This window comes from Shewanella sp. CG12_big_fil_rev_8_21_14_0_65_47_15 (genome assembly GCF_002783505.1).
Classification (GTDB): domain Bacteria; phylum Pseudomonadota; class Gammaproteobacteria; order Enterobacterales; family Shewanellaceae; genus Shewanella.
In genome coordinates, this window is sequence record NZ_PFGL01000063.1 from 131,810 (window position 1) to 154,606 (window position 22,797).

Annotated in this window: 14 protein-coding genes, 1 pseudogene and 1 riboswitch; of the genes and pseudogenes, 9 read left to right on the top strand and 6 right to left on the bottom strand. The window is 44.2% G+C overall.

From position 1 onward, the window contains the following. Positions 1-32: 32 nt before the first annotated feature. Both COW15_RS17345 and COW15_RS20780 read left to right on the top strand, forming a co-directional pair. Positions 33-1,811 (top strand): flotillin family protein, encoded by a 1,779-nt coding sequence (locus tag COW15_RS17345; RefSeq protein ID WP_293634423.1) that lies wholly within the window; start codon positions 33-35, stop codon positions 1,809-1,811. 75 nt (positions 1,812-1,886) lie between these two features. Further along, positions 1,887-2,140 (top strand): annotated as a pseudogene (locus COW15_RS20780) (DJ-1/PfpI family protein); the annotation flags it as partial. A 244-nt stretch (positions 2,141-2,384) separates the two neighbouring features. On the opposite strand, the gene COW15_RS17355 reads toward COW15_RS20780, so the two are convergent. Together COW15_RS17355 and COW15_RS17360 are read right to left on the bottom strand one after the other, a co-directional pair. After that, positions 2,385-3,134, bottom strand: a complete 750-nt coding sequence (locus tag COW15_RS17355) for a transporter substrate-binding domain-containing protein (RefSeq protein WP_293634425.1) — start codon at positions 3,132-3,134, stop codon at positions 2,385-2,387. Between the two features lie 102 nt (positions 3,135-3,236). Beyond that, a complete protein-coding gene (locus tag COW15_RS17360) occupies positions 3,237-3,872 on the bottom strand; it encodes a DUF2913 family protein (protein ID WP_293634426.1) in 636 nt (211 codons plus the stop codon). A gap of 295 nt (positions 3,873-4,167) precedes the next feature. Between COW15_RS17360 and COW15_RS17365 the strand changes: the two genes are divergently transcribed. The 3 genes from COW15_RS17365 to COW15_RS17375 are packed head-to-tail and all read left to right on the top strand — an operon-like array spanning position 4,168 to position 9,372. Beyond that, a complete protein-coding gene (locus COW15_RS17365; protein ID WP_293634427.1) occupies positions 4,168-5,388 on the top strand; it encodes an HDOD domain-containing protein in 1,221 nt (406 codons plus the stop codon). A 35-nt stretch (positions 5,389-5,423) separates the two neighbouring features. Then, positions 5,424-8,126 (top strand): hybrid sensor histidine kinase/response regulator, encoded by a 2,703-nt coding sequence (locus COW15_RS17370; RefSeq protein ID WP_293634429.1) that lies wholly within the window; start codon positions 5,424-5,426, stop codon positions 8,124-8,126. Then, positions 8,113-9,372, top strand: a complete 1,260-nt coding sequence (locus tag COW15_RS17375; RefSeq protein ID WP_293634431.1) for a response regulator — start codon at positions 8,113-8,115, stop codon at positions 9,370-9,372. Before COW15_RS17370 ends, COW15_RS17375 begins: the two co-directional genes overlap by 14 nt. A 144-nt stretch (positions 9,373-9,516) precedes the next feature. Here the strand turns inward: COW15_RS17375 and COW15_RS17380 are convergent, their stop codons facing one another. After that, the gene (locus COW15_RS17380; protein WP_293634433.1) at positions 9,517-10,821 is read right to left on the bottom strand and encodes a DEAD/DEAH box helicase; all 1,305 of its coding nucleotides are present in this window, start codon (positions 10,819-10,821) and stop codon (positions 9,517-9,519) included. 289 nt (positions 10,822-11,110) lie between these two features. Beyond that, complete coding sequence (locus COW15_RS17385; RefSeq protein ID WP_293634435.1) at positions 11,111-12,679, bottom strand: methyl-accepting chemotaxis protein; 1,569 nt, start codon at positions 12,677-12,679, stop codon at positions 11,111-11,113. Positions 12,680-13,224: 545 nt separating this feature from the next. Between COW15_RS17385 and COW15_RS17390 the strand changes: the two genes are divergently transcribed. Continuing rightward, entirely contained in the window at positions 13,225-14,478 is a 1,254-nt protein-coding gene (locus COW15_RS17390) for an HD domain-containing phosphohydrolase (protein ID WP_293634437.1), read from the top strand. A gap of 70 nt (positions 14,479-14,548) precedes the next feature. On the opposite strand, the gene COW15_RS17395 is transcribed toward COW15_RS17390, so the two are convergent. Next, entirely contained in the window at positions 14,549-16,336 is a 1,788-nt protein-coding gene (locus COW15_RS17395) for an aminopeptidase P family protein (protein ID WP_293634439.1), read from the bottom strand. Positions 16,337-16,706: 370 nt separating this feature from the next. Between COW15_RS17395 and COW15_RS17400 the strand changes: the two genes are divergently transcribed. Beyond that, positions 16,707-17,492, top strand: coding sequence for an ROK family protein (locus COW15_RS17400; RefSeq protein ID WP_293634441.1), 786 nt, complete (start codon positions 16,707-16,709; stop codon positions 17,490-17,492). Between the two features lie 293 nt (positions 17,493-17,785). Continuing rightward, a riboswitch (cyclic di-GMP riboswitch) is annotated at positions 17,786-17,874 on the top strand. A gap of 113 nt (positions 17,875-17,987) precedes the next feature. Beyond that, positions 17,988-20,591 (top strand): glycosyl hydrolase family 18 protein, encoded by a 2,604-nt coding sequence (locus COW15_RS17405; RefSeq protein ID WP_293634443.1) that lies wholly within the window; start codon positions 17,988-17,990, stop codon positions 20,589-20,591. A gap of 107 nt (positions 20,592-20,698) precedes the next feature. Here the strand turns inward: COW15_RS17405 and COW15_RS17410 are convergent, their stop codons facing one another. Further along, the gene (locus tag COW15_RS17410) at positions 20,699-21,169 is read right to left on the bottom strand and encodes an FKBP-type peptidyl-prolyl cis-trans isomerase (protein ID WP_293634445.1); all 471 of its coding nucleotides are present in this window, start codon (positions 21,167-21,169) and stop codon (positions 20,699-20,701) included. A gap of 249 nt (positions 21,170-21,418) precedes the next feature. Here COW15_RS17410 and COW15_RS17415 point away from each other — a divergent pair, with 249 nt between their 5' ends. Then, entirely contained in the window at positions 21,419-22,762 is a 1,344-nt protein-coding gene (locus COW15_RS17415; RefSeq protein ID WP_293634447.1) for a short-chain fatty acid transporter, read from the top strand. Positions 22,763-22,797: the final 35 nt, after the last annotated feature.

Here is a 22,797-nt window from a genome sequence, read left to right on the forward strand (position 1 = left end):
CCCCAGCCATAAATCAATTGAAAGGAAATCAAATGGATGTGTTAACTGATATCGGTTCATCCGGTAGTTTTATTTTGCTCGTTGCCGGTATGGTGTTACTTGGCTTTATCGTGATAGGGTTAATTTTTGCCAAGTTATATAAACGGGCAACCAAAGAAATGGCCTTTGTGCGTACCGGCTTTGGCGGTGAGAAAATCATTAAAGATGGCGGCGCTATCGTCCTGCCCGTGCTGCATGAAACCATTTCGGTCAACATGAATACCCTGCGTATCGAAGTGGAAAAAACCCAGAAAGATGCGCTGATCACTAAAGACAGAATGCGTGTCGATGTGAAGGCAGACTTCTATTTGCGAGTTGCTCCCAATTCAGATGGTATTTCGATGGCGGCGCAAACTCTAGGGACGCGCACAAACCGCGTCGAAGAGCTTAAAAAGCTGATGGAGTCTAAGTTTGTCGACGTGCTGCGCGCCGTTGCCGCTGAAATGACCATGACAGAAATGCATGAGCAGCGTGCCGATTTTGTACAACGTGTGCAAAATAACGTGGCTAACGATCTGGAGAAAAACGGTCTCGAACTCGAGTCGGTTTCGTTAACCGGGTTTGACCAAACTGATCTGCAGTTCTTCAATGAAAACAACGCATTCGATGCCGAAGGTCGTGCGCGTCTGGCGAAGATTATTGAAGAAAAACGCAAAGAAACCAACGATATCCAACAGGAAAACCGGATTAAGATCGAGCAGCGTAACCTCGAAGCTGAAAAAGAATCTCTGGAGATTGAAAAGTCGGAAGAAGAGGCGCGGCTGATCCAGCAACAGTCTTTGGAATTTAAACGCGCCGATCAAAAAGCGGAAATCATTAAACAAAAAGAAAATAAGGCCCGCGAAGAACGCGAAGCCGAAATTGCTAAAGAGCGCGCTATCGAAACCGCTGAAATCGAAAAGACTAAAGATATCGAAACCCGCGAGATTGAAAAGCGCAAGTCTATCGAACAGTCGCGCATCCAGCAGCAAAGGGATATTGAAGTTGCCGAGCAGGAAAAACGTATCGCCGTTGCGGCCAAATCCGAAGAAGAGTCCGCCGCCCGTGCCCGCGCTGCTGAAGCGGAAAAACTGAAAGTGGAGAAAGAAGAAGCGGTTATCACGGTGCGTCAAGTGGCGGAGGCTAATCGTCGTAAAGAGATTGAAGTGATTGACGCCCGTAAAGAAGCTGAGCGTGATGCGGTAGGCGTAACTGTACAAGCCGAAGCCGAGAAACGTGCCGCCGAAGACAGATCGAGTGCAATTCTGATTGAAGCGCGTGCCAGTGCCGATGCGAAAAAACTGCAGGCCGAAGCGGATGAGAAGGTCTATGCCGTTGAAGCTGCGGGTAAACAAGCACTTTACGAAGCCGAAAACGTCTTGAGTGATGAGCAAATTGCCCTGCAAAAATCCCTCGCGATTTTGAAAGCGTTGCCTGAAATCGTGGCACAAGCCGTTAAACCGTTGGAAAACATCGAAGGCATTAAAATCCTTCAAGGCTATGGCGCTGGCAATCAATTTGCCGCGGGTGGCGAAGGCGCTCACCATCAAGGTGGTATCGCCGAGCAAGTCACCAGTGCTGCATTAAACTATCGCGCCAATGCGCCAGTTATCGATGCCATGCTCAGGGAATTAGGGTTAGTGAATGGCGACTCTGGCACCTTAAATGATTTATTGAACGGTAATAATACCTTAACCGCCGAGGCGTTAAGTGGTGTGAAGTCGTCTCATGCAGAGCTTAAAGATTACAGCCAAACACAAGTGGTCGAGAGTCAAAGCGTGCCTAAGCTGTAAAGTCGATTTAGCTAACTTTACGAGGTTAGCTTTATGAGATTAAATCTGCTTGATTAACTAAAAACGCTCGCATTTTTGCGAGCGTTTTCGGAGCAAGATAAGCCCATGGCGGCCATTTGCCACGGTGCACAGTTGCTGGCGGCGGCGGATGTCGTTGGTGGTAAAAAGGTTTCAGCTTATCCAGCATGTGCTCCCGAGGCGAGGCAAGCGGCGCCGAATATTGCGAGATTGCCGTAACCCAAGCGATTACCGATGGTAAGCTTGTCGCCGCCCCCGCTTGGCCTGCTCATCCTATCTGGCTTGCACAATTTAATCAGTTGCTTGGCTAGCTTATCAGTTTGATTTTGTGACATAACAGTTCGGGTCGATACCTAAGGGGAGCAAGAGAGTGTGTGAAATCTATTCCGGCATTGAACCCGAACTGTTCGAACTTAAAACCCGTTCTATTCGTATCGATAGCGTCGTAACTAGTGTGCGTCTTGTTGCGTGTCGCCTGTACAATCTATCTCAATGAGGGGAAACCTTTAGTGCTGAATCCTAGAGTCACCTCCCAGCCACGGAAATGAGTAAGACTTAACTGGCTAAAGTCTGGGTGTACTTTTTGATGATTTCGTCAATTTTGCCATTGGCCTTGAGAGTGGTAATGGCCTGATTGATTGCGGGGAGCAATTCAGCGTGTTCTTTGCGCAACCTTAAGACCAATTCTCCGTTGGAGTGTATTGCAGCCAACCCCACTGGAACGCCGAGTTTTGATGACCAGTAGAGAGCCGGATAGTTACCGACGATAATGGCATCGATTCGGTGTTTATTTAATGCCTTGATAAGCTCCTGCTCGGAGGTGAAATCAACACGGATAAATTCCTTATCATTGTGGTACAAATATCCCCGAACCGTACCAATTGCCTTGCCTTTTATCTGATCGATACTGTCATATTGTTTGACGTTCTCTGGCAGAGTTACAACGTACTCAGTGATTTGCATTATGGGGGCAGACTGCACAAACTGCGGGCCAAAAGCTTGTTTTTCAAACCAGCTTGGACTTACGACATCAAAATCTAATAGGCCAGTTTCTAAGGCATTATTGGTGCGTTTAGGGGGTAAAGATAAAATTTCCCCCTCAATATTAGCGAGGGATAAAATCATGGGGATAAGCTCAGTGATCATTCCCGGTGCTTGTGGCTGATCACCAATAAAATACGGATACCAAGAATAGGAACCCGTGATATTGTATTTGAGCGGCACCGCAAAGCTGTGCTGATGAATGAGGCAAAGACCGAATAAAACATATCTAACGAACTGTTTAGATTGCCATCCTTTAACCATATACCCCTTCCCTTCGTTATGCCTTAGCCCAATCTTCGAGTCATTTTACGCAATCACGGTAAATCAATTGTTGCCTTGCTCACATTCAGCCACTTTTATAGACTAAACCAACAACTGACATAGGGAAGGTAGCTGATTATTAGGATAAATCCTATAGGTTTTATGGTGTTTAATTAGGCTCGATTTTTTATTGCCTTGGCTGATCAGCAAACCGTGGGATAGGGCGATGCGGGTGAGTTGCTGTTCATCGGCCCGAACATATAAACTGATTGGCTTAATGAGTTGGTCATCTTTGATATGTTGTGTCAGCTCTTTCACATCAATCACTAGGCTAGATTGACCCTCACCGTCGAGTTTGAGTTTGGTGTTGATTTCTGTATCGGTAAAGACTAACCAATCGGCTTGCTTTAAGGTTTCTATCATGGCGTTTAATGCCGTACCTAATGCTTGCTTTGATTCATCAACTGTTTGATATTGAAATACAATTCTCTCTAGTAAACGCTTAAGTTCAGCACCAGCACCTTGACTGCGGGCTAAACGTATCCATGCTGTTAGGTCATCGGCAACCAGTTTAGAAAAGCGCTTTTCCTTTAGGGATTCGACCATCCAATTACACAGAAAGTGACTTTCCTGCGCTGGAGTGCGTTGTGCTCTTTTGGCTTGGGCCGATGCAGTTAAATCGGCAAGGCCAGCGAGGGCGAGTTCGAGCACGGCTTGGTTATAGGTTTGAGAATTCATTATGACTCCGCCGCGGGTTGAGGTGATGTTAACTATTTGAGCATTGATGTTATTGGTTGCGGCGGCGTTAGTTTAACAAAGCCATCATTAAATCGATAATGATTCTTGCGAACCGACTAGCCCAGTATTCGTAGCCGTTGAGATGCGGGGCTACTTTATCCTTAGGGCTTAAATATTCATATTTGCACTGAAAAGTACGGTTGAAAGATGGGGCTCCTAGGTCTAGACTTAAAATATTAAAGGACTGATTCACTCTAAAGATAAATTTAAGTGACAATAATGGAAGAGGTGAACTATGCGCTTTTATATGGCAAGACAACCTATATTAAATAGAAAAAAACACGTAGTTGCTTATGAATTACTCTTTAGAAATAGTCGAGAAAACAGCTTTCCACAGGGGGTTGCTGATAAAGTTGCTACGGCAAAATTACTCATAAATAGCTATTTAAACATGGAGTTAGATGAACTTACCGAAGGCAAGCCTGCGTTAGTTAACTTCCCCGCTCATTTCTTGAGCGAGCACCTATTGTATATGTTGCCATACAAGAATATCGTCGTTGAAGTATTAGAAACAGTCAATCCTACTGATGAAAATTTAAATATAATCAAAGAGTTATTTAATATTGGGTATTATTTGGCTTTAGACGATTTTGTTTATTCACCTCAATGGGAACGTTTTTTTCCTTTTTTCAAACTGATCAAAATTGACATAGTTTCTACACCTTTGAATAGTATTTCACATTTAATTCCTATGTTTAGGAAATATAATTTAAAGTTACTTGCAGAAAAAGTGGAAACACTTGAAGAGTTTAAATTAGCTGAGTCTTTAGGTTTTGATTATTTTCAGGGGTATTTTTTTTGTAAACCAGAAATAATGGAAGGGAATGATATAGGTGCTACTCAATATTCTATTATGTCAATTTATAATGAGGTAATAAAAAAAGAATTTAGCTTTAATAGACTGGAAAGATATTTTTCACAGGATTTAGATCTGACTTATAAGCTATTGAAATTTGTCAACTCAAGTCAATTTAAACATGCGAAAGAGTTTACTTCAATCAAGCAAACAATGGTTTTTTTAGGTGAAAATAAACTTCGTAAATTTGTGAGCCTTATTATTTTAGCTGAACTTAATCCAAATAAACCTGCAGTATTAATTCATAATACTATGATAAGAGCTAGGCTATGTGAAGAGTTAGTGTCTTTAATGGGTTACCCATCATTGATGGAGTCTGCTTTTCTAACAGGATTATTATCTACTTTGGATACTATTTTAGATAAATCTATGGAAAAAGCATTAGAACAACTTCCTTTAGATCAACAAATAAAATGTGCCCTACTTAAAGATGAAGGATACTTAGCGCATTGCTTACAACTTGCACTGGCTTATATGGAGGGAGATTGGGTTTCTGTAGATTATTTTACTGACACTTATCAAATTGACCCAGATAGGCTGATTTCAAGGTGTGACAGAGTATACAGTTGGTTGAGTCAGTATCAACGTTCAATTCAATAGTGATCAATGTAAGGTAACCATAAGGATATTGGTATATGAGTATTGTGGATTTGAACTTGTTTAATTCTTGTGCATTTATGCTATCCCCTAAAGGGGAATGGTTAAGTGAGAATTATGCATTTTCAATTGATGCGTTCTTATCAAACTCAAAAAAATTAATTTATGATCATTTTAATACCTTAAAAGATAACTTATTTCCAGATGAATACCTGAGAGTTAATGGGAAATATATAAGATTTAAAATATTAGAAACGATAACTAAAGATATTGTTGTCTTTTGTAATGTTATAAATGATTCCCAAGTAAATAATGAGTTTGAATATAATCAGCCTAATAAATTAGAGATTGCTGATTATGATTGCTGTCATCGACGGCCTATTTGTTCGGATGCATTTATTCTTATAAATAAACTAGGTTACATTGAATTAATAAATGAAAAAATTGAATCTATATTTCCTTATTTGTATGGCGAGTTCTATGCCGGAAAACAATTTTTTACATTAATTACTGATATTGTTAATCATGAATATCAGTTTATTAGTAGAGATTCTTTTAATGTATTGCAATGGTTTGAGTTTAAACTTAAAGAAAATAAAAGAATTCAGTTCCTATTCAAAACTGAATCTGGATTTATCCTAGAGTATAGAGATGTTTTTTTTGATGATGGGAGTCGATTTGGGTTACTGATTGATCGAACCGAGAAATATAAACGCGCGGAGGCAATAAAACAGGAATACTCTCTGCTCATCCAATTCAATGAAAATCAGAGTGATTTTATTGCAACCCTTGGTCATGAAATTCGAACTCCATTAAATGCTGTATTAGGTTTAATTGAGCTTAGTTTAGGTAGTGTAAGGGCGCAAGATAGACCATTATTATCTATAGCATTTAGTACATCGAAACAAGTTCTATCACTCATTAATAATATGCTGAACTTTAAAAGAGGGCGCGATGATCGGCTAGAGATTGCCCATGATGTGGTAGACATCAGAAGGCTTGGGGAGTCTATTGTTGATGCTTTCAGTGTTCAAGCTGATAAAAAAAATATTAATTTAGATTTTTATATGCCACTAAACTTTAGAAGCAAAATAATTTGCGATGAGGTAAAGCTAAGCCAAGTTATCTATAATTTAATTTCCAATGCAATGAAGTTTTCTGGTGAAAATAGTGCTTCTGTTCTACTGACTATTGATGTCCTAGAAAAAACATTTGATAGTGCTAAATTGAAATTTTCCGTTATTGATAATGGTATTGGTTTGACTGAAGACGAACAATCAAAAGTGTTTGGCAAATATGAGCAAGTGTCTTCAGATGCCTATAGTAAACATCATGGTATTGGTTTAGGGTTGTATATAAGTAAAAATATATGTCATTCTATGGGGGGAGATCTTAAGGTTATTAGTAAAAAAGGCGAAGGCAGTATTTTTTATTTTGTATTAGAGTTTATGTTAGACGATGAAGATGTTGTTACAGTAGATGATAATGCGCATGTCTATAAGAGTGATAATTTAGTTAGAGTTTATACTAATAGCCCATTATTCTATACGTCCGTTAGTCGATATTCACAAGAAACCAATTTTGAATTGTTGTATTTATCCAGCAGTGAAATGATCCTTGTTGATATTGCTGATGGGGTGTTTTTTATTGATTTAAATCAAAGTGATATTGTTTCAATGGATGAGTTTTTAGCCTATTTATCTCCTCGGGGTGAATGTGTTGCTGAATTGAGAAAAGTGTCATTTACTGAGTCATATTTAGATTGCGAAATAATTTTATATCCGCCACTGAAGATGTGGAAAGTTATTGATTTTATTAATGATAAAGATCGATTAAGTTGTATTTGCGAGGTAGACAGTGATGAAGTTGATTATAATGATATCTGCGTGTTGGTTATTGATGATTGCCAAGAAAACTTATTTGTTATTGAAAAGCAACTGTTATCTTTGGGTGTGAAGGCGACTTGTGTACAGGATCCGATACAAGCCATTGAACTTTTTAAAGTTAATAATTTCAATGTCGTCATTTCTGATGTGGTGATGCCAACGATATATGGCGTCGATTTAGTCAGTGTTATTAGAGATGTTGAAAATTATAGAGAGTTAACACCGTCGATAATCATTATGTTGACAGCAGAACATGGTGATGACTGTAAAGATGAATGTTTGCAAGCCGGTGCTAACAGGGTACTCGTGAAACCGTTAGCCTTAAGCGAGTTGGAGTGTCTTTTAGATGACGTTAAGGCGACTTTCCCCCATCATACTAAGAGCCACTTTGTTATAGCTGGCAATGATAGTAATATCGAAGAGAATGACTTTGTTTGTTTTGATGAGCATGATGTAACACTGTGTGAAATGACACCACAGTCACAGTCTATGGCGCAGTTGGTCAACTTCTCAGAGATATATAAGTTTGTTGGCGAAGATATTAGTGATGAAGAGTTAGAGACATTTTTAGAACAATATTATAGTAACTTAATCGTAAAGCGTGAAGCATTAAAATCGGCAATAATGGAGAATGATTTCCTGAGGATCAGCACTATTAGTCATACGCTTAAAAGTAATTCTCTTTTTGTTGGTGCTAAAAAGCTAAACTTATCTTGTCAAGAATTAGAAAATATTTCACGTGATAACACAGTTGATTACAATGCTCTCTTAGATTGTTGGCAAGAAGTGGATGATGATTTGTTTACTTTGACGGAGTTTTTTATACAAAGGAGTAATCAGAGTGGACAGAGTTAATTTTGAACATATAGTACTCTATACGAACGATCAAGAGAATGACCGATTATTGATCAGTGTCCTGATACGCCATTTTTCTCGTATTCATGTTATTAAATCGAATACTGAACTGATTGAACAGATAAAACAGTCAACACCTAAAGTTATTTTAGTTGCGGCCGAAACGTTGCAAGAAACCTTGCTCATTTATTACGAAGCTATTGAAGAATTACAAGCTGTAGAAATATGCGAACATGCTGTTGTTTCTCTTATTCCAAAGCATCAGGAGAAAGAAGCGTATGAGGCCTATCGCAGTGGGATAATTAATGATTATTTAATAGCCAGACCCATGTATGAAATACATAGGGCAATTATCATTTGTACACATTTATTGAGAGAGATTGGATTAAAGGGTAAATATAGAAAAGTTGAAGAGTTTGTTAATGTACAAGAGAATTACTCTTCGCACATAAAAGAGATTGTTTTAAGAGGGGCTCAGCGAAAGAAGGATTTGGAACATGATTTTGAGTTGAGCTTAGAGGAGATAGATAAGTCTTTAGATAAGGCAGAGTCACATCTTGCGAATAAAAAATCTGCTGAGTTAGATGTGACATCATTAAAAAAAATATTATCTTTTATTCGCTCTAACGAAATTCGACCAGCGCTGTTAAAATTACAAAGTAAAGCATTGCATTTACTTGAGCTTGTTGTTACTGATGTATCAAATGTTGCATCAGTTGCAGAAACTCCTTTACCAGAAGAGGAAGAGGCCACCGTCACTCATAAGAAAAGTGCTACTGTTTCTGACACTAAATATACCTATAATAGATTATATTCTGAATCAAAAACGGCATCTGCATCATCGCTGGAAATTGAAATTCCGATAGTACCAAAGATGTTAATTGTTGAAGATGATCATATTAGTTTAAATCTCACTATTATGCTGCTTAGAACCTATGCAATAGAACTTGATACTTCCCTATCGGGACGCATGGCGTTGGACTTGTTGTCGAAGAAAAAATACGACGTTATTTTAATGGATATAAATCTTCCTGATACCAATGGGTTTTATATTATAAATCATGTAAATAAAACTAATGGAATAAATTCAAGCACACCTATTGTCATGCTAACAGGTAATAAAAATAAGTCATCCGTTCAGCAGGCTGTAACAGCCGGAGCAAAAGGTTATATTATTAAGCCACTATATAAGGAGTCGATAGTAAAACTTTTTAAAAAATACGATATTCCATTGCATTTGCGTTGAAATAAAATTGGGACAATGTATGTCAGGGCGGGACACAGGACAGGACAAGTAGAATAAAAAAAGCGTCCACTTTAGGACGCTTTTTTATGTGCATTTTAGTTCAATTAAAAAATGTTGCTGTTTAAGCTTATCTCGCAAATCACTTTAGCTTTTTAGCTTTTTAGCTTTGCTTGGCACTTGGCCCACTTTTACTTTGACACGGCGGCCCTGCATACTTTTTTCTGCTATAACCTGTGCACCAACATTGTCGGTTCGTTGTTGCTTTTTGGCAAAACTACGACGGGTTTGCAACTGTTTTAGGAGCAGCTCGCGGCTGCCGACTTCATAACCTGGCACTGTGACGCGGCGGATCTGTTGGCCGATCAATTTTTCGATATCCGCCAGCGTGCGCTCTTCTTCGCGACTTACGAATGAAATGGCGACCCCGGTTTTACCCGCACGGCCCGTTCGACCGATACGATGAACATAGTCCTCGGCGAGGAAAGGTAAGTCATAGTTGACGACATATTCTAGGCTTGGAATATCTAAACCGCGGGCGGCAACTTCGGTCGCGACGAGTACTCGAACTTTACCAGCCACAAATTCGCGCAGGGCACGGCGGCGACTGCCTTGACCCTTTTCACCGTGGACGACTTCAGAGGGTATACCATCTAAGTTCAATTCTTTGACTAAGGTATCCGCGGCTTCACGGGTGGCGGTAAAGACTAAAACCTGTTGCCAGTTTTTCTTACCGATTAGCTCTGATAACAGTTCACGTTTACGGCGTTGTTCAACCGGATAAACCACTTGGCTGACGGTATCGGCGGTAGTGTTTTGTTTATCGACGCTGATCACCTGCGGTTTAACCATCATGTCGTTGGCGAGTTTCTTCACGGCACTCGAGAAAGTGGCCGAGAAGAGTAGGTTTTGGCGCTTCTTATTCACCGCTTGGAGGATCTTTTGAATATCGGCGCTAAAGCCCATGTCGAGCATTCGGTCGGCTTCATCGAGCACTAAAAAGTCGATGTTCGACAGGCTTAAATTACAGGCGGTAAGGTGTTCGAGTAAACGACCTGGCGTAGCAACGATTACATCGGCGCCGCGTTTCAGCTTTTGCGCTTGAGTCTCGACTTTTACGCCGCCGTAAATCGTTAATACGCTGAAGTTTAAGTATTTGCTGTATGCCGTCACGTTATCTGCGACTTGAGCCGCCAGCTCACGAGTCGGGGTAAGGATCAATACGCGGGCATTCGACTTTAGGGTTTCGCTTGGCTTTTCAACCATCTTTTGCAGGATAGGAAGCGCAAAGGCCGCGGTTTTACCTGTGCCCGTTTGTGCGCTGGCCAGCACATCTTGGCCACGGCGAATAGCAGGGATTGCTTGCTGCTGAATAGGCGTCATTTGTTGATAACCGCAATCTGAGATAGCGCGCAAAATCTCGGGGGAAAAACTAAAAGATTCAAATCTCATTTTGGATTCCTATCATTCACTTATTCAAACATTCAAGCGCCAAGTTTGACTCTGCACTCAGGCTGCGACATCACACTGGGTTTGCTCATTCTTCCACACAGATTTATAAGAAAAATGGCGGGCGCGGAGTATAGCAAAATTTTTGGTTAAAACCTGTACTTTTTAACCTTGTCTGGGCTTTATACTCACAATGGCGCCTCAATGCCTCAATCGAGTAAGGTATTGGGGCGCCTTTAAGCGACGTTTTACTGGAATCTGCATCTTGAGCTGTTTGACTATTTTTTATGCCCTAGCCAAAGGCACGGCGTAATCCCTGCGCCTTTTGAGCATTGTGTTTTAGGTGATTGGCAGCTTCACCAATTTGATGGGTTGCGGCGAGGTTTTCACTGCTAGTCTGGCTGATTGAGTGAATATTACTGGTGATCTCATTGACCACTTGGCGCTGTTGATCGGCAGCAACGGCGTTTTGCTGGGCAAAGGTGTGGATTTCACTGACCTCTTGATAGATGGTATTGACGTTATTGGCGGATGCTTGAATATCATTGGCGCAGAGTTCGGCATGTTGGCGGCTCTGCTCCATTTCCTTGGCCCAGGCATTTAACATGCTAAACATCTTATCGACACTCTGGGAAATGCTATTAGTCGACAGTTGGGTGCGGCTCGATAGGGCGCGAACTTCATCGGCAACCACCGCAAATCCCCTGCCTTGTTCACCGGCGCGGGCGGCTTCAATGGCGGCATTGAGGGCGAGCAGATTTGTTTGTTCGGCGATAGAATCGATTTCACCCATGGCATTGGCTACCCGTTCAGCCTCCCGATTCAATTGATGGGCATTGTTAGCCGCATCGGCAACGGATTTCGCTAATAATTCAATCTGTTGGGTATTAGCCTTCATATTGGCGCTACTTTTAAGGCAGAGATCGTAAGCTGTGTTGATGTTAGTGGATGTCAGGTGGGTATTTTGTGCGACTTCGGCTATGGTGGCACTCATTTCTTCCATCGCACTGGCGAGTTGCTCTAGCTGATTTTTCTCTTGATCTAGGCTGACATAGGTTTGCTCAGTGGTGACGACTAATTGGTCGGCTATGGCATGTAGATGATTGGCCTGATCTTGAGTTCGACCGAGGACGCCATTCATCTTGGCCTGTAGCATGATCAGTTGAAAATCAAGGATGGATGAAGTATCGGCACCGGAATAAATATAACGGCTGATAGAGTCGTATTTTTGCTGCATCTGCAACAGCTGAGTCGGGATGCGAAAGGCCTCATCGTAGAAGATGGCGAGGTTTAAACTCATCAAAATCGCCCCAGCGATGATCACGCCCCATCCCCAAAAATATCCCGCGATCAGTAATCCCGTCGAGGCGACAATGGCTGAGACAATGCGTTTTTGCATCAAACTTAAAGGCTTAGGTATAGATTTATCCTGCTTAAGTCTTTGATAGATATCCGTCGCCTTAGTCACATAGGCCGCTTTGGGCTGAATGCGTACCGATTGATATCCTACGATAGTGCCATTTTCAAACAACGGCGATACAAAGGCATCGACCCAGTAAAAGTCGCCATTTTTACAGCGATTCTTTACGACACCACGCCAGGATTGACCGGATTTAAGCTTTTCCCACATTTCTTTAAAAGCAGCACTGGGCATATCGGGGTGACGCACTACATTGTGGGGGGAACCCATCAGTTCTTGGGCGCTATAGCCAGAAATGCTAACAAAGCGGTCATTCACATAGGTGATGATACCGCGGGTATCAGTGGTGGAAATCAGTTCGTCTTGTGCGGTTAAGCAGATTTCTTGTTCTGCTCGTCCCATATGTGAGGGGCGATTTTCGATGAAGTTACTCTGGCTCATTGTGCAGTCTGTCCATTCAGGGCCGATATGATGATTTTGGGTAAAATCGAATATGCTAAATATGCGCAGCCTCTCATAGGGGGCGGCTTGTTATGTGATAAGACTATCATTTTTGTGTGGGTATAGGAGAATGATTTTTTACCTTATATCTATGATTATCAATCGTTCGTTGTATTTATAACTCACTGCAAAATATGGGTTTTTGTTATTTTACGGCAATCTGTAACCCGTGTTTATCCTGTTTATTCGCTAATTCCAGTATTTTATATAGGGTTAATTGGATCTGGGTTTAATTAATGTGGGAGTCTGCTGTTGTTGGCAGAGCTTGATAGCTTAAATACCTATAAAGAGATAAGACTCGGGCCATTGTGGGGGACTGTGAGTGTCTATGGGATTGTTCTGCCACCCTATACTTATTCGGCTATCCTTTAATGGGTTTGAGTTCTTGTGTGCAGCCTAACCTGTTACTCATCTCTACTCATGGGAATATGCATGCTTCAACTCACTAGGTTACAACGGAAATACCATTGCAAAAGGACCTTCCCATGGCAATAGCTCTGCGAAGTGATGTAACCAGTTCAAATAATGCGGTATGTCTGCCACATTGGCGGCGAGTGATTTTTAAACATTTATTTGGTTTTCTCGCCATTCTGTGCGTGCCTGTCTATATCACTAGCGTGTATCTCTGTGCTATTACGCATTTATGGGGCATGGTGATATTTGATACGTTCGCGTATTTGTTTTTGCTGGCGTTACTCCTGCTTCCTCACTTTTCCGATAAGACCCGTTTTAGTTGTGGTTGTTTGCTTGCCTATGCCATCGGGGTGGGATTTTTGATCGCGATAGGTCCCTCTGGTGCGGGATTTTTCTGGTTATTTATCTTCCCGCCATTAGTGAGTATTTTTTTGGGGCGCCGTGCCAGTTTTTATGCACAGTTTTTAAATGCATTCAGTTTGATATTGATTGGTGTCGTCTACCATTTTCAAGGACTGAGCTGGCCAATAACCCAAGACTATAGCGTAGGGATTTGGGCCGTAGTGGCGGTAAACTTTTTAGTCACTAATGCGATGGTGACCTTAACTATGGGTTATCTATTAGAAAAACTCAGTGTCGCCTTAGATTCCACTTTAGCCTCTAGGCAAGCAACCGTATTGGGTTTAGCCAAGTTGGCCGAATATCGAGATAACGAGACGGGGGCGCATTTATTACGGATGCGGCAGTATTCTAAAATGCTCGCTGCCCAGCGCATGTTGGCCGATAATCCCCCCGCAGAATTGGACGATGATTTTATTCAAGATATTAGTTTATCGGCCATTTTACACGATATAGGTAAAGTCGGTATCGCCGATGCCATTTTGCTTAAACCGGGTAAATTAACCCCCGAAGAGTTTGAGCAGATTAAGGCCCATCCTGTGATTGGGGGGCAAGTGTTACGCAGTTTGTTGGAATATGCACCCCAATGTACCTTTATTAAAATGGGACGGGATATTGCCTCCGGTCACCATGAAAAATGGGATGGCAGTGGCTATCCCTATGGCTTAAAAGGGGAAGATATCCCTCTATCGGCCAGAATTGTCGCCCTTGTCGATGTTTATGATGCGCTCACATCGCCCCGTTGCTATAAGCGTCCCTTCAGCCATCAAGAGGCGATTGATTTGATCCTTGAGGGAAAAGGCAAGCATTTCGATCCTATTTTAGTCGAGTGTTTTATGGCAATTCACGGGGAGTTTGAAGCCCTATCTAAGGCATCTTTAGATAACGAGGTACTGCTAACCATGATGCAACCTAAGGTTGTTTAATGGCGCAGTCCCGATACAAAAACGCCCAGGAGGCATGGCCCCTTGGGCGTTTTATCTAAAACTCGGTGGGTTAAATGGCGCGGGTGGCCTGTGTTAACCACTGGAGTTCATCGCCCGACATCAAGGGGGCGAGGGTATTAAATACTTTACTATGGTATTGATTAAGCCAGTCGATTTCCCCTTGGGTTAACAGGCTCTTATCGATAAGGCGTGTGTCCATAGGGATCATAGTCAACGCATCGAACTCATACATCTCACGCTCAGCCCCGTTAAGTGCTTCACAGTGTTGCACTACCACTAAGTTCTCTAAGCGAATACCAAAACTTTCAGCGCGGTAGTACCCAGGCTCGTTGGAGAGCACCATGCCTGGCATCAGCGCGACACCATTAACATTTTTACCTATGCGCTGCGGGCCTTCGTGCACACTTAAAAAGTGGCCCACGCCATGGCCTGTGCCGTGGTCGTAATCAAAACCCTGCTGCCATAAATATTGGCGGGCGAATGCATCGAGCTGCTGGCCAGAAGTGCCTTTGGGGAAGCGAGCCTGATCCAGCGCGATATGGCCTTTTAGCACTAGGGTGACCATTTTTTTATGCTCAGCGGTCACATCACCAATCGCAATGGTGCGGGTCACATCTGTGGTGCCATCGATATATTGCGCGCCAGAATCCACTAGATAGATGCTGTCCATGGTCATCATGGCTGGGGTGCCATTATTGTGATTGTAATGGCACATGGCGGCATTGGGACCGGCGGCTGAAATGGTATCGAAACTTGGCTCGCGGTAACGCTCATCTTCTAGGCGAAAGCTTTCTAATTTATCGGCAAGGGTGCCTTCATCGTGCATGCGATTGGCTGCCACTTCGGCATCGAGCCATGCAAGGAATCGACTCACGGCGACACCATCGCGGATATGGCAGGCGCGCATGCCGGCAAGTTCTGCTGGGTTTTTCTGCGCCTTAGGTAAAGAGGCGGGATCGATTCCGGCAATTAATTTCGCCCCGGCTTCACGGGCGAGGTTTTGTGCCCAAGCGTTAGCCGAATTGGGATCTGCCAGCAGCTTAACACCTTGTAAACTCGATAAAGTATCGGAAAAAGATGCCTCGCTCTTAAAGCTTACGCCAACGCCAACATGCTCATCAATGCCCTCTGGTAACTTGCTTAAGTCGGTAAAAAGCTGCATATCGCCATTGGCGTGGAGCAGCGCACTGCCGAGCACAACCGGTAGGCGCGGCACATCGTTACCGCGAATATTGAGCAACCAGCAAAAGGAGTCTAAGGCGGCGATTAAAGCGATATCGGCGCCGGCTTTTTTCACTAAGGTGCCAATTTCAATGCGTTTTTGCAGGCTAGTTTTGCCGGCACTCTCGTTACTGAATAAAGTGATAGGCGCGCTGGACGGTGCGGGTCTATTCTGCCAATGCAAATCGATGGGGTTTTGTTCAATCGCCACTAATTCGATTTGGGCTTTACTTAAGGTCGCCTTAGCATTTTCATGCCAAGCTAAGGTATGCAATCTTGCATCGAAGCCGACACGGGAGCCCGCTGGCAATGTGTCACACAACCACTCGATTTGTGGGGTGTCGGTCAGACTCTCATAACTGAATAGGTTGGCATCGACTTGCAGGCGAACTTGCACAGTATAGCGGCCGTCGGTAAAGATAGCGGCCTTATCTTTCAATACGATAGCCATGCCCGCCGAGCCGGTAAAATCCGTTGCCCAATATAAACGCTCATTGTGTTCTGGCACATATTCGCCTAAGTACTCGTCGGCGCGGGGAATAATAAAAGCATCTAAATGGGCAGCGGCCATTTCGCTACGAATAGCATCGAGACGCTGGGCTATCTTGTGTGACATAGGGGCTCCAATGGGTCTGCTTTGGTCGTGGGGTAAATTCCCACTGAATCCTGCATCTTCAGGTTATTTGGTATATTGCTGGCGGCGATTATCGCAAGCACTATGACAAAGTTGCAAGGGGATGGAATAAAGGATTTTGTATACAATTTTGTGAGTGTTGCAAAAATGCCTGCGAGTAAGGGCTGTATTTTGGTGTGATCTCCTGCAAAAATTCATTACCACCCGTTGTCTACCTCACTTGTTTTTTGGCACTACACCTTAAAAATTAGCAACTTAAGCATTATTCAATCGCTAATATACACCCCCTGTGCTAACATTCGCCATCTCCGCTCGGGGTCAGAGGGGAGCACATGTATCAGTGGAGTTGGCGATGCAAACATTAACAATAGACGTGGGCGGTACCAAAGCCCTATTCGAACTTCAGCTCGCGGGGCATACAGAACAATATAAAATCCCCACAGGTGAAGGCTTTAAAATTGAAGAGTTAAATCATCAAATCGCAGCCCTAGAACGGGATTACGATTTACAAGATTACCAATTAGCGATAGCCGTACCCGGACTCGTACAACATAATCGTTTGGTCTCCTGTAAGTCGTTACCCGGTCTCAATGGGTTAAGTTTTGACACAGTAAAAACCCAGGGCGAGCTTAAGCTTATCTGCAACGATATCGATGCCGGTATGCAGGCAACCTGCGATGCAAAATATGCCTGTGAGTTATTGGTGATGTGCGGCACAGGGATAGGTATGTCTATTGCCTTCAATGGCAAGGTATTTACCGGCGCATCCGGTGTGGCGGGGGAGCTTGGTCATTGCCGCGTGATGACAGAATCCGGCGAGTTTAGCTTAGAACAACTCGCCAGTGGCGATTCAGTGCGCAGCCGTAAAATCACGACTCAGGATGAGTTGTATCGTGCGGGTAGTTACCTTGGTATGGGACTGGCGTGGGCGGTGAATTTATTTAATCCCAATCGCATCTGGTTAGCGGGCGGCATGATGAACAGTGCGCCTTACTACAAGGGTTGCCTCGAAAGCTTAAAGCAAATGGCATTGAGTGCGCCCCTAGCCGAGATGAAAATCCATCGGGTCGATGATATGGAAACCTTAGTTTGCCGAGGGTTATCCGTGATCCTTGCGAGGGATTTTCCTCGCGTATAAGGATCATAGATGCTGTTAGCTTATGGTCTTATCCATGGGAGTTCAGCGGCTCAGTTTTAGCAGCATAAAGGGTGAAATATAAAACAGGACAGGTAATGCCTTTGGCTTATCGTGTCCTGTTTTTTTATGTTTAAAATAGTCAGTAAACCATTAATTGTACAAGTAAATGTTAGTGATGACTGAACTACATTTAATTCCTTTCTTATTAGACTACTAACTTAGCTGATAATATTTTGTTGCATTTTTATTGAGCTTACGTCTATGCTGAATATCGCAATGACAACGTTGTCATTGCGTGTAAAAGGCAAACCAGTTGAAAAACTGGGACGCAAAGCCTCCGGTCTAAGGGTTCGTCCGTACCTATGATAGCGGGGATACCACAGGTTTTTCTTCGTGCAATGATCAGTCATGTTGCATGGTCTTAAGAGAGTGTTGTTTCCTGTCTACGCTTTGTTTGCCTTATTGATGCATATAAAAATTCAATAGGGATATCTCATGTTCAAGACTCAAATTTCAACATCAGCCTTGCTGGTGGCCTCGGCGCTGGCATCTACCGTGAGTGCCAGTGCATTTGCCGCAGCGCCCGGCAAACCGACTATAGGTTGGGGCGAAACTAAGTTCGCCATTATCGAAGTGGATCAAGCGGCCACGGCTTATAACCAGTTAGTGACTGTTAAAGACGCCGCCGATGTGTCCGTTAGCTGGAATCTTTGGAGTGGTGATGTAGGCAATAAAGCCCAAGTACTGCTCAACGGCAATGTCGCTTGGGAAGGCCCCTCGGGCGCTTCTGGCACCGCTAATTTTAAGGTGAACAAAGGCGGCCGTTATCAGATGCAAGTACAACTGTGTAATAGCGACGGTTGTACGGCGAGTGATGCCAAAGAAATCCTTGTGGCCGATACCGATGGCAGCCATTTAGTGCCGCTCAATGCGCCCCTACAGGAAAACAATCGTCCATACGCTAACAAGTCGGGCAAAGTCGTGGGTAGTTACTTTGTCGAATGGGGCGTATACGGCCGTAAGTTCCCGGTCGATAAGATCCCTGCACAAAACTTAACTCATATTTTATATGGCTTTACCCCTATTTGTGGCGGTGATGGCATTAACGATAGTTTGAAAGAAATCGACGGCAGTTTCCAAGCGTTGCAACGTGCCTGTAGCGGCCGTGCCGATTTTAAAGTCGCTATCCACGATCCTTGGGCGGCGATCCAAATGCCGCAGGCGGGCGTGAGTGACTACTCAGATCCCTACAAAGGTAACTTTGGCCAATTGATGGCGCTTAAGCAGGCGCATCCCGATTTGAAGATTTTGCCTTCGGTCGGTGGCTGGACGCTATCCGATCCCTTCTTTTTCTTTGGTGATAAAACTAAGCGCGACACTTTTGTCGCATCGGTGAAGGAATTCCTGCAGACGTGGAAGTTCTTCGATGGTGTGGATATCGACTGGGAATTCCCCGGCGGCAGTGGTGCTAACCCCAATTTAGGTAATGCCAACGACGGCGAAACCTATGTCGCTTTGATGCGTGAACTGCGCGTTATGCTTGACGAGTTAAGTGCTGAGACGGGGCGTACCTATGAACTCACATCGGCAATCAGTGCGGGTGATGACAAGATAGCTAAAGTCGACTACCAAGCTGCTCAGCAGTATATGGATTACATCTTCTTGATGAGTTACGACTTCAATGGCGGTTGGACTAATACTGAACTGGGTCATCAAACCAATCTCTATGAGGCGAGTTGGGATCCCGATACCCGCTACACCACAGATAAAGGCGTAAAAGCCCTGTTAGGCCAAGGCGTCACTCCTGGGAAAATTGTGGTCGGTGCTGCTATGTACGGCCGTGGTTGGACGGGTGTTAATGGCTACAGTGGCAATAATCCATTCACGGGCACCGCCACGGGCAAAGTGAAAGGCACATGGGAAGCTGGTGTGGTGGATTATCGCCAAATTGCAAAGGATTATATGGGCGCAGGTTGGAGTTACAGCTATGACGAAACCGCCGAAGCACCTTCGGTATTTAATGCATCAACGGGGGATTTAATCACCTTCGATGATGCTCGCTCCGTTAAAGCCAAGGGCCAATATGTGCTCTCTAATCAGCTAGGTGGTTTATTTGCATGGGAAATTGATGCCGATAACGGCGATATCCTCAATGCGATGCATGAAGGTTTAGGCCATGGTGAAGGAACAACGCCACCGGTGAATAAAGCGCCGATTGCCAATGCGGGCGCGGATATAAATGTCACAGGCCCAAGCGATGTGGCGCTCAATGGTAGCGGATCTCGGGATCCTGAAAATGAAGCGCTGACATATCTTTGGACGCAAGTGTCTGGCCCAACGATTGCTATTGCGAACGCCGATATGGTGAATGCGACGATTCAACTGGGAGCAACATCTACCGATACCACCTATGGTTTTAGCCTTAAAGTCACTGATCCAGAAGGATTATCTGCTACAGATTCAGTGGCTGTGACCAATAAGGCGGATACACCCAATCAAGCACCTGTGGTGAGTGTGGCTACCACTGCGACGGTGGAAGCGGGGAAAACTGTCAGCATAGTGGCGAGCGCCTCCGATGCCGACGGTGATGCCTTAACCTACGCTTGGACCGTGCCCGCTGGCGTGTCGGCAACGGGACAAAATAGCGCCACTTTAGTGGTCACTGGGCCTAATGTCACCGAAGCGACCAGTTATGGGTTGAGTGTGCTGGTTTCGGATGGTGCCTTAGATGCGAGCGCATCGACTAACCTTACCGTGACGCCAAGCGTTGTCGGGGGCTGCGATGCAACCGATCCCAATGCCGGTAACTATCCTGCTTGGCAAACCAGTGTGGTGTACAACACCGGCGATACCGTGAGCCATAGTGAGTTGGTGTGGAAAGCGAAGTACTGGACGCAGGGCAATACACCATCTCGCACCGCAGACCAATGGCAGCTACTCAGTCAAGTGGATCTCGGTTGGGATGCGGGTGTCGCCTATACCGGCGGTCAAACCACCAGCTATAACGGTCGTCAATGGAAGGCGAGTTACTGGACTAAGGGTGATGTCCCCGGCGTTGCGGCGGTATGGGTGGATATTGGCGCGGCAAGTTGTCCTTAATCATCCAACATACTAATATTCTTTGAGTTATAGAGACAAAAAGCCCTGCGATAGTGCAGGGCTTTTTATTAGGTTGATGTTTTTAGACTCGCCCATTGAAGGCTGATTTAATCAATCTTAAGCAGTTCCACATCAAAAATGAGCACTGAACCCCCGCCAATCTTGCCCGTGCTGCGGTTGCCGTAGGCGAGATCACTCGGGATAAAGAAACGCACTTTATCGCCAACGACCATCAGTTGCACACCCTCGGTCCAGCCTTTAATCACGCGATTAAGCGGAAATGCGATGGGTTCGCCGCGATCAACCGAACTATCAAACACAGTACCGTCGATCAAAGTGCCATGGTAATGCACTGTCACTGTATCGCTGGCTTTAGGGTGAACTGTGCCATCGCCTTGAGTTAACACTTGATATTGCAAACCCGAAGCTGTGGTGATCACACCTTCTTTGGTTTTGTTTTGCGCTAAAAATTCATTGCCTAGGCGGATATTCTCCTGGGCGGCTTTTTGGCCGTTCATCGAGGTAAAGAAGTAAAAAATCACCCCAGCTATCACCACAATGGCAAGTAACATTTTCATATAAAAAGCACCTTAGTTAATTTTCGCCATATTATCAGTTTTTTAGCGTGTGAGGCTACCCATGGCAACTCAGCCTTTAATTGGATGGCTCGCGTTACATTTTCCTACAGTTAAAAACAGCTGCAAGACTTTATCCGGCATTAGAGATCGCTTAATCTGTGGACTTAAGACTCAATAAAAATTCAATAAAAACAGATAAGAACTAGGGCGTGTTGACGTTTCAGTTCAGATAATAAACAAGGAAAGTCTATGTTAAACAAAGCGGCAAAACCTCTGGTCAAGCTCGTCGACCGCTATCTACCCGATCCCTATATTTTCGTGCTCTTACTCACCTTAGTAGTGTTAATTGCGGCCGTGGTCGCCGAACACAAAACTCCGCTGGAAGTCATCAATTATTGGGGCGATGGCTTTTGGACCCTGTTGAGTTTTTCAATGCAGATGCTGTTAGTGCTGGTGGCGGGATTTATGTTGGCAAGCTCGCCACCGATAAAAAAGTTGCTCGATATGATTGCGGGGTTCGCTAAGTCTGCGCCCCAAGCCATTATTTTAGTGACCTTAGTATCCCTAGTTGCCAGTTGGATTAATTGGGGATTTGGGCTAGTGATTGGGGCCTTATTTGCCAAAGCCTTAGCCCGTCGAGTGAAAGTGGATTATCGACTGCTGGTCGCCAGCGCCTATGCGGGCTTTGTGGTTTGGCATGGCGGCCTTGCGGGGTCTATCCCATTAACCATAGCGACGGCGGGACATTTCACCGAATCACAAATTGGTATCATCCCCACCAGTGAAACCATTTTCGCGAGCTTTAACTTACTGTTAGTGGCGATTCTGTTTGTGGTTATGCCCTTAGTGAATCGTTTTATGTTGCCAGAGGAAAAAGACAGCATTTATGTAGATCCTAAGGTGCTTAATGAGCCAGACGCCGAAAATGCTCCCTCTATGTTGGATGCGGACAGTGGTAAGGATAACTCGAATCGTCCCGCGGATAAGTTAGAAAATAGCCGTTTACTCGGTTGGAGTGTCGGTGGCGCTGGGCTGGTATATTTAGGTTATTACTTTTGGATTCAAGGCGGCAGCTTAAACCTAAACTTAGTGAACTTCTTATTTCTGTTCCTCGCCATCCTTCTACATCAAACGCCACGCAGTTTACTCACCAGCTTAAATGAGGCCATCAAGGGCGGCGCAGGCATAGTGATCCAATTTCCCTTTTATGCGGGCATTATGGCGGTGATGGTGCAATCGGGTTTAGCCCAGAGTATTTCTGAGGGTTTTGTGGCCATCGCCAGCGCCGATAGCCTGCCATTTTGGAGCTTTATCAGTGCGGGAATTGTGAATATTTTTGTGCCATCGGGAGGTGGCCAATGGGCCGTGCAGGCGCCGATTATGTTACCCGCAGCGCAGGCCTTAGGCGCCGATGTGGCTCGTGTTGCCATGGCCGTAGCTTGGGGCGATGCCTGGACTAACCTTATTCAACCTTTCTGGGCACTGCCAGTGCTGGCAATCGCGGGTTTAAAAGCGCGGGATATTATGGGTTTTTGCTTAATGCAACTGATGATCACTGGTGTGATTATCAGCATCGCGTTGAGCTGGTTTTAAAGGTAATAAATAGTGTAAAACTAAACAGGGTAATT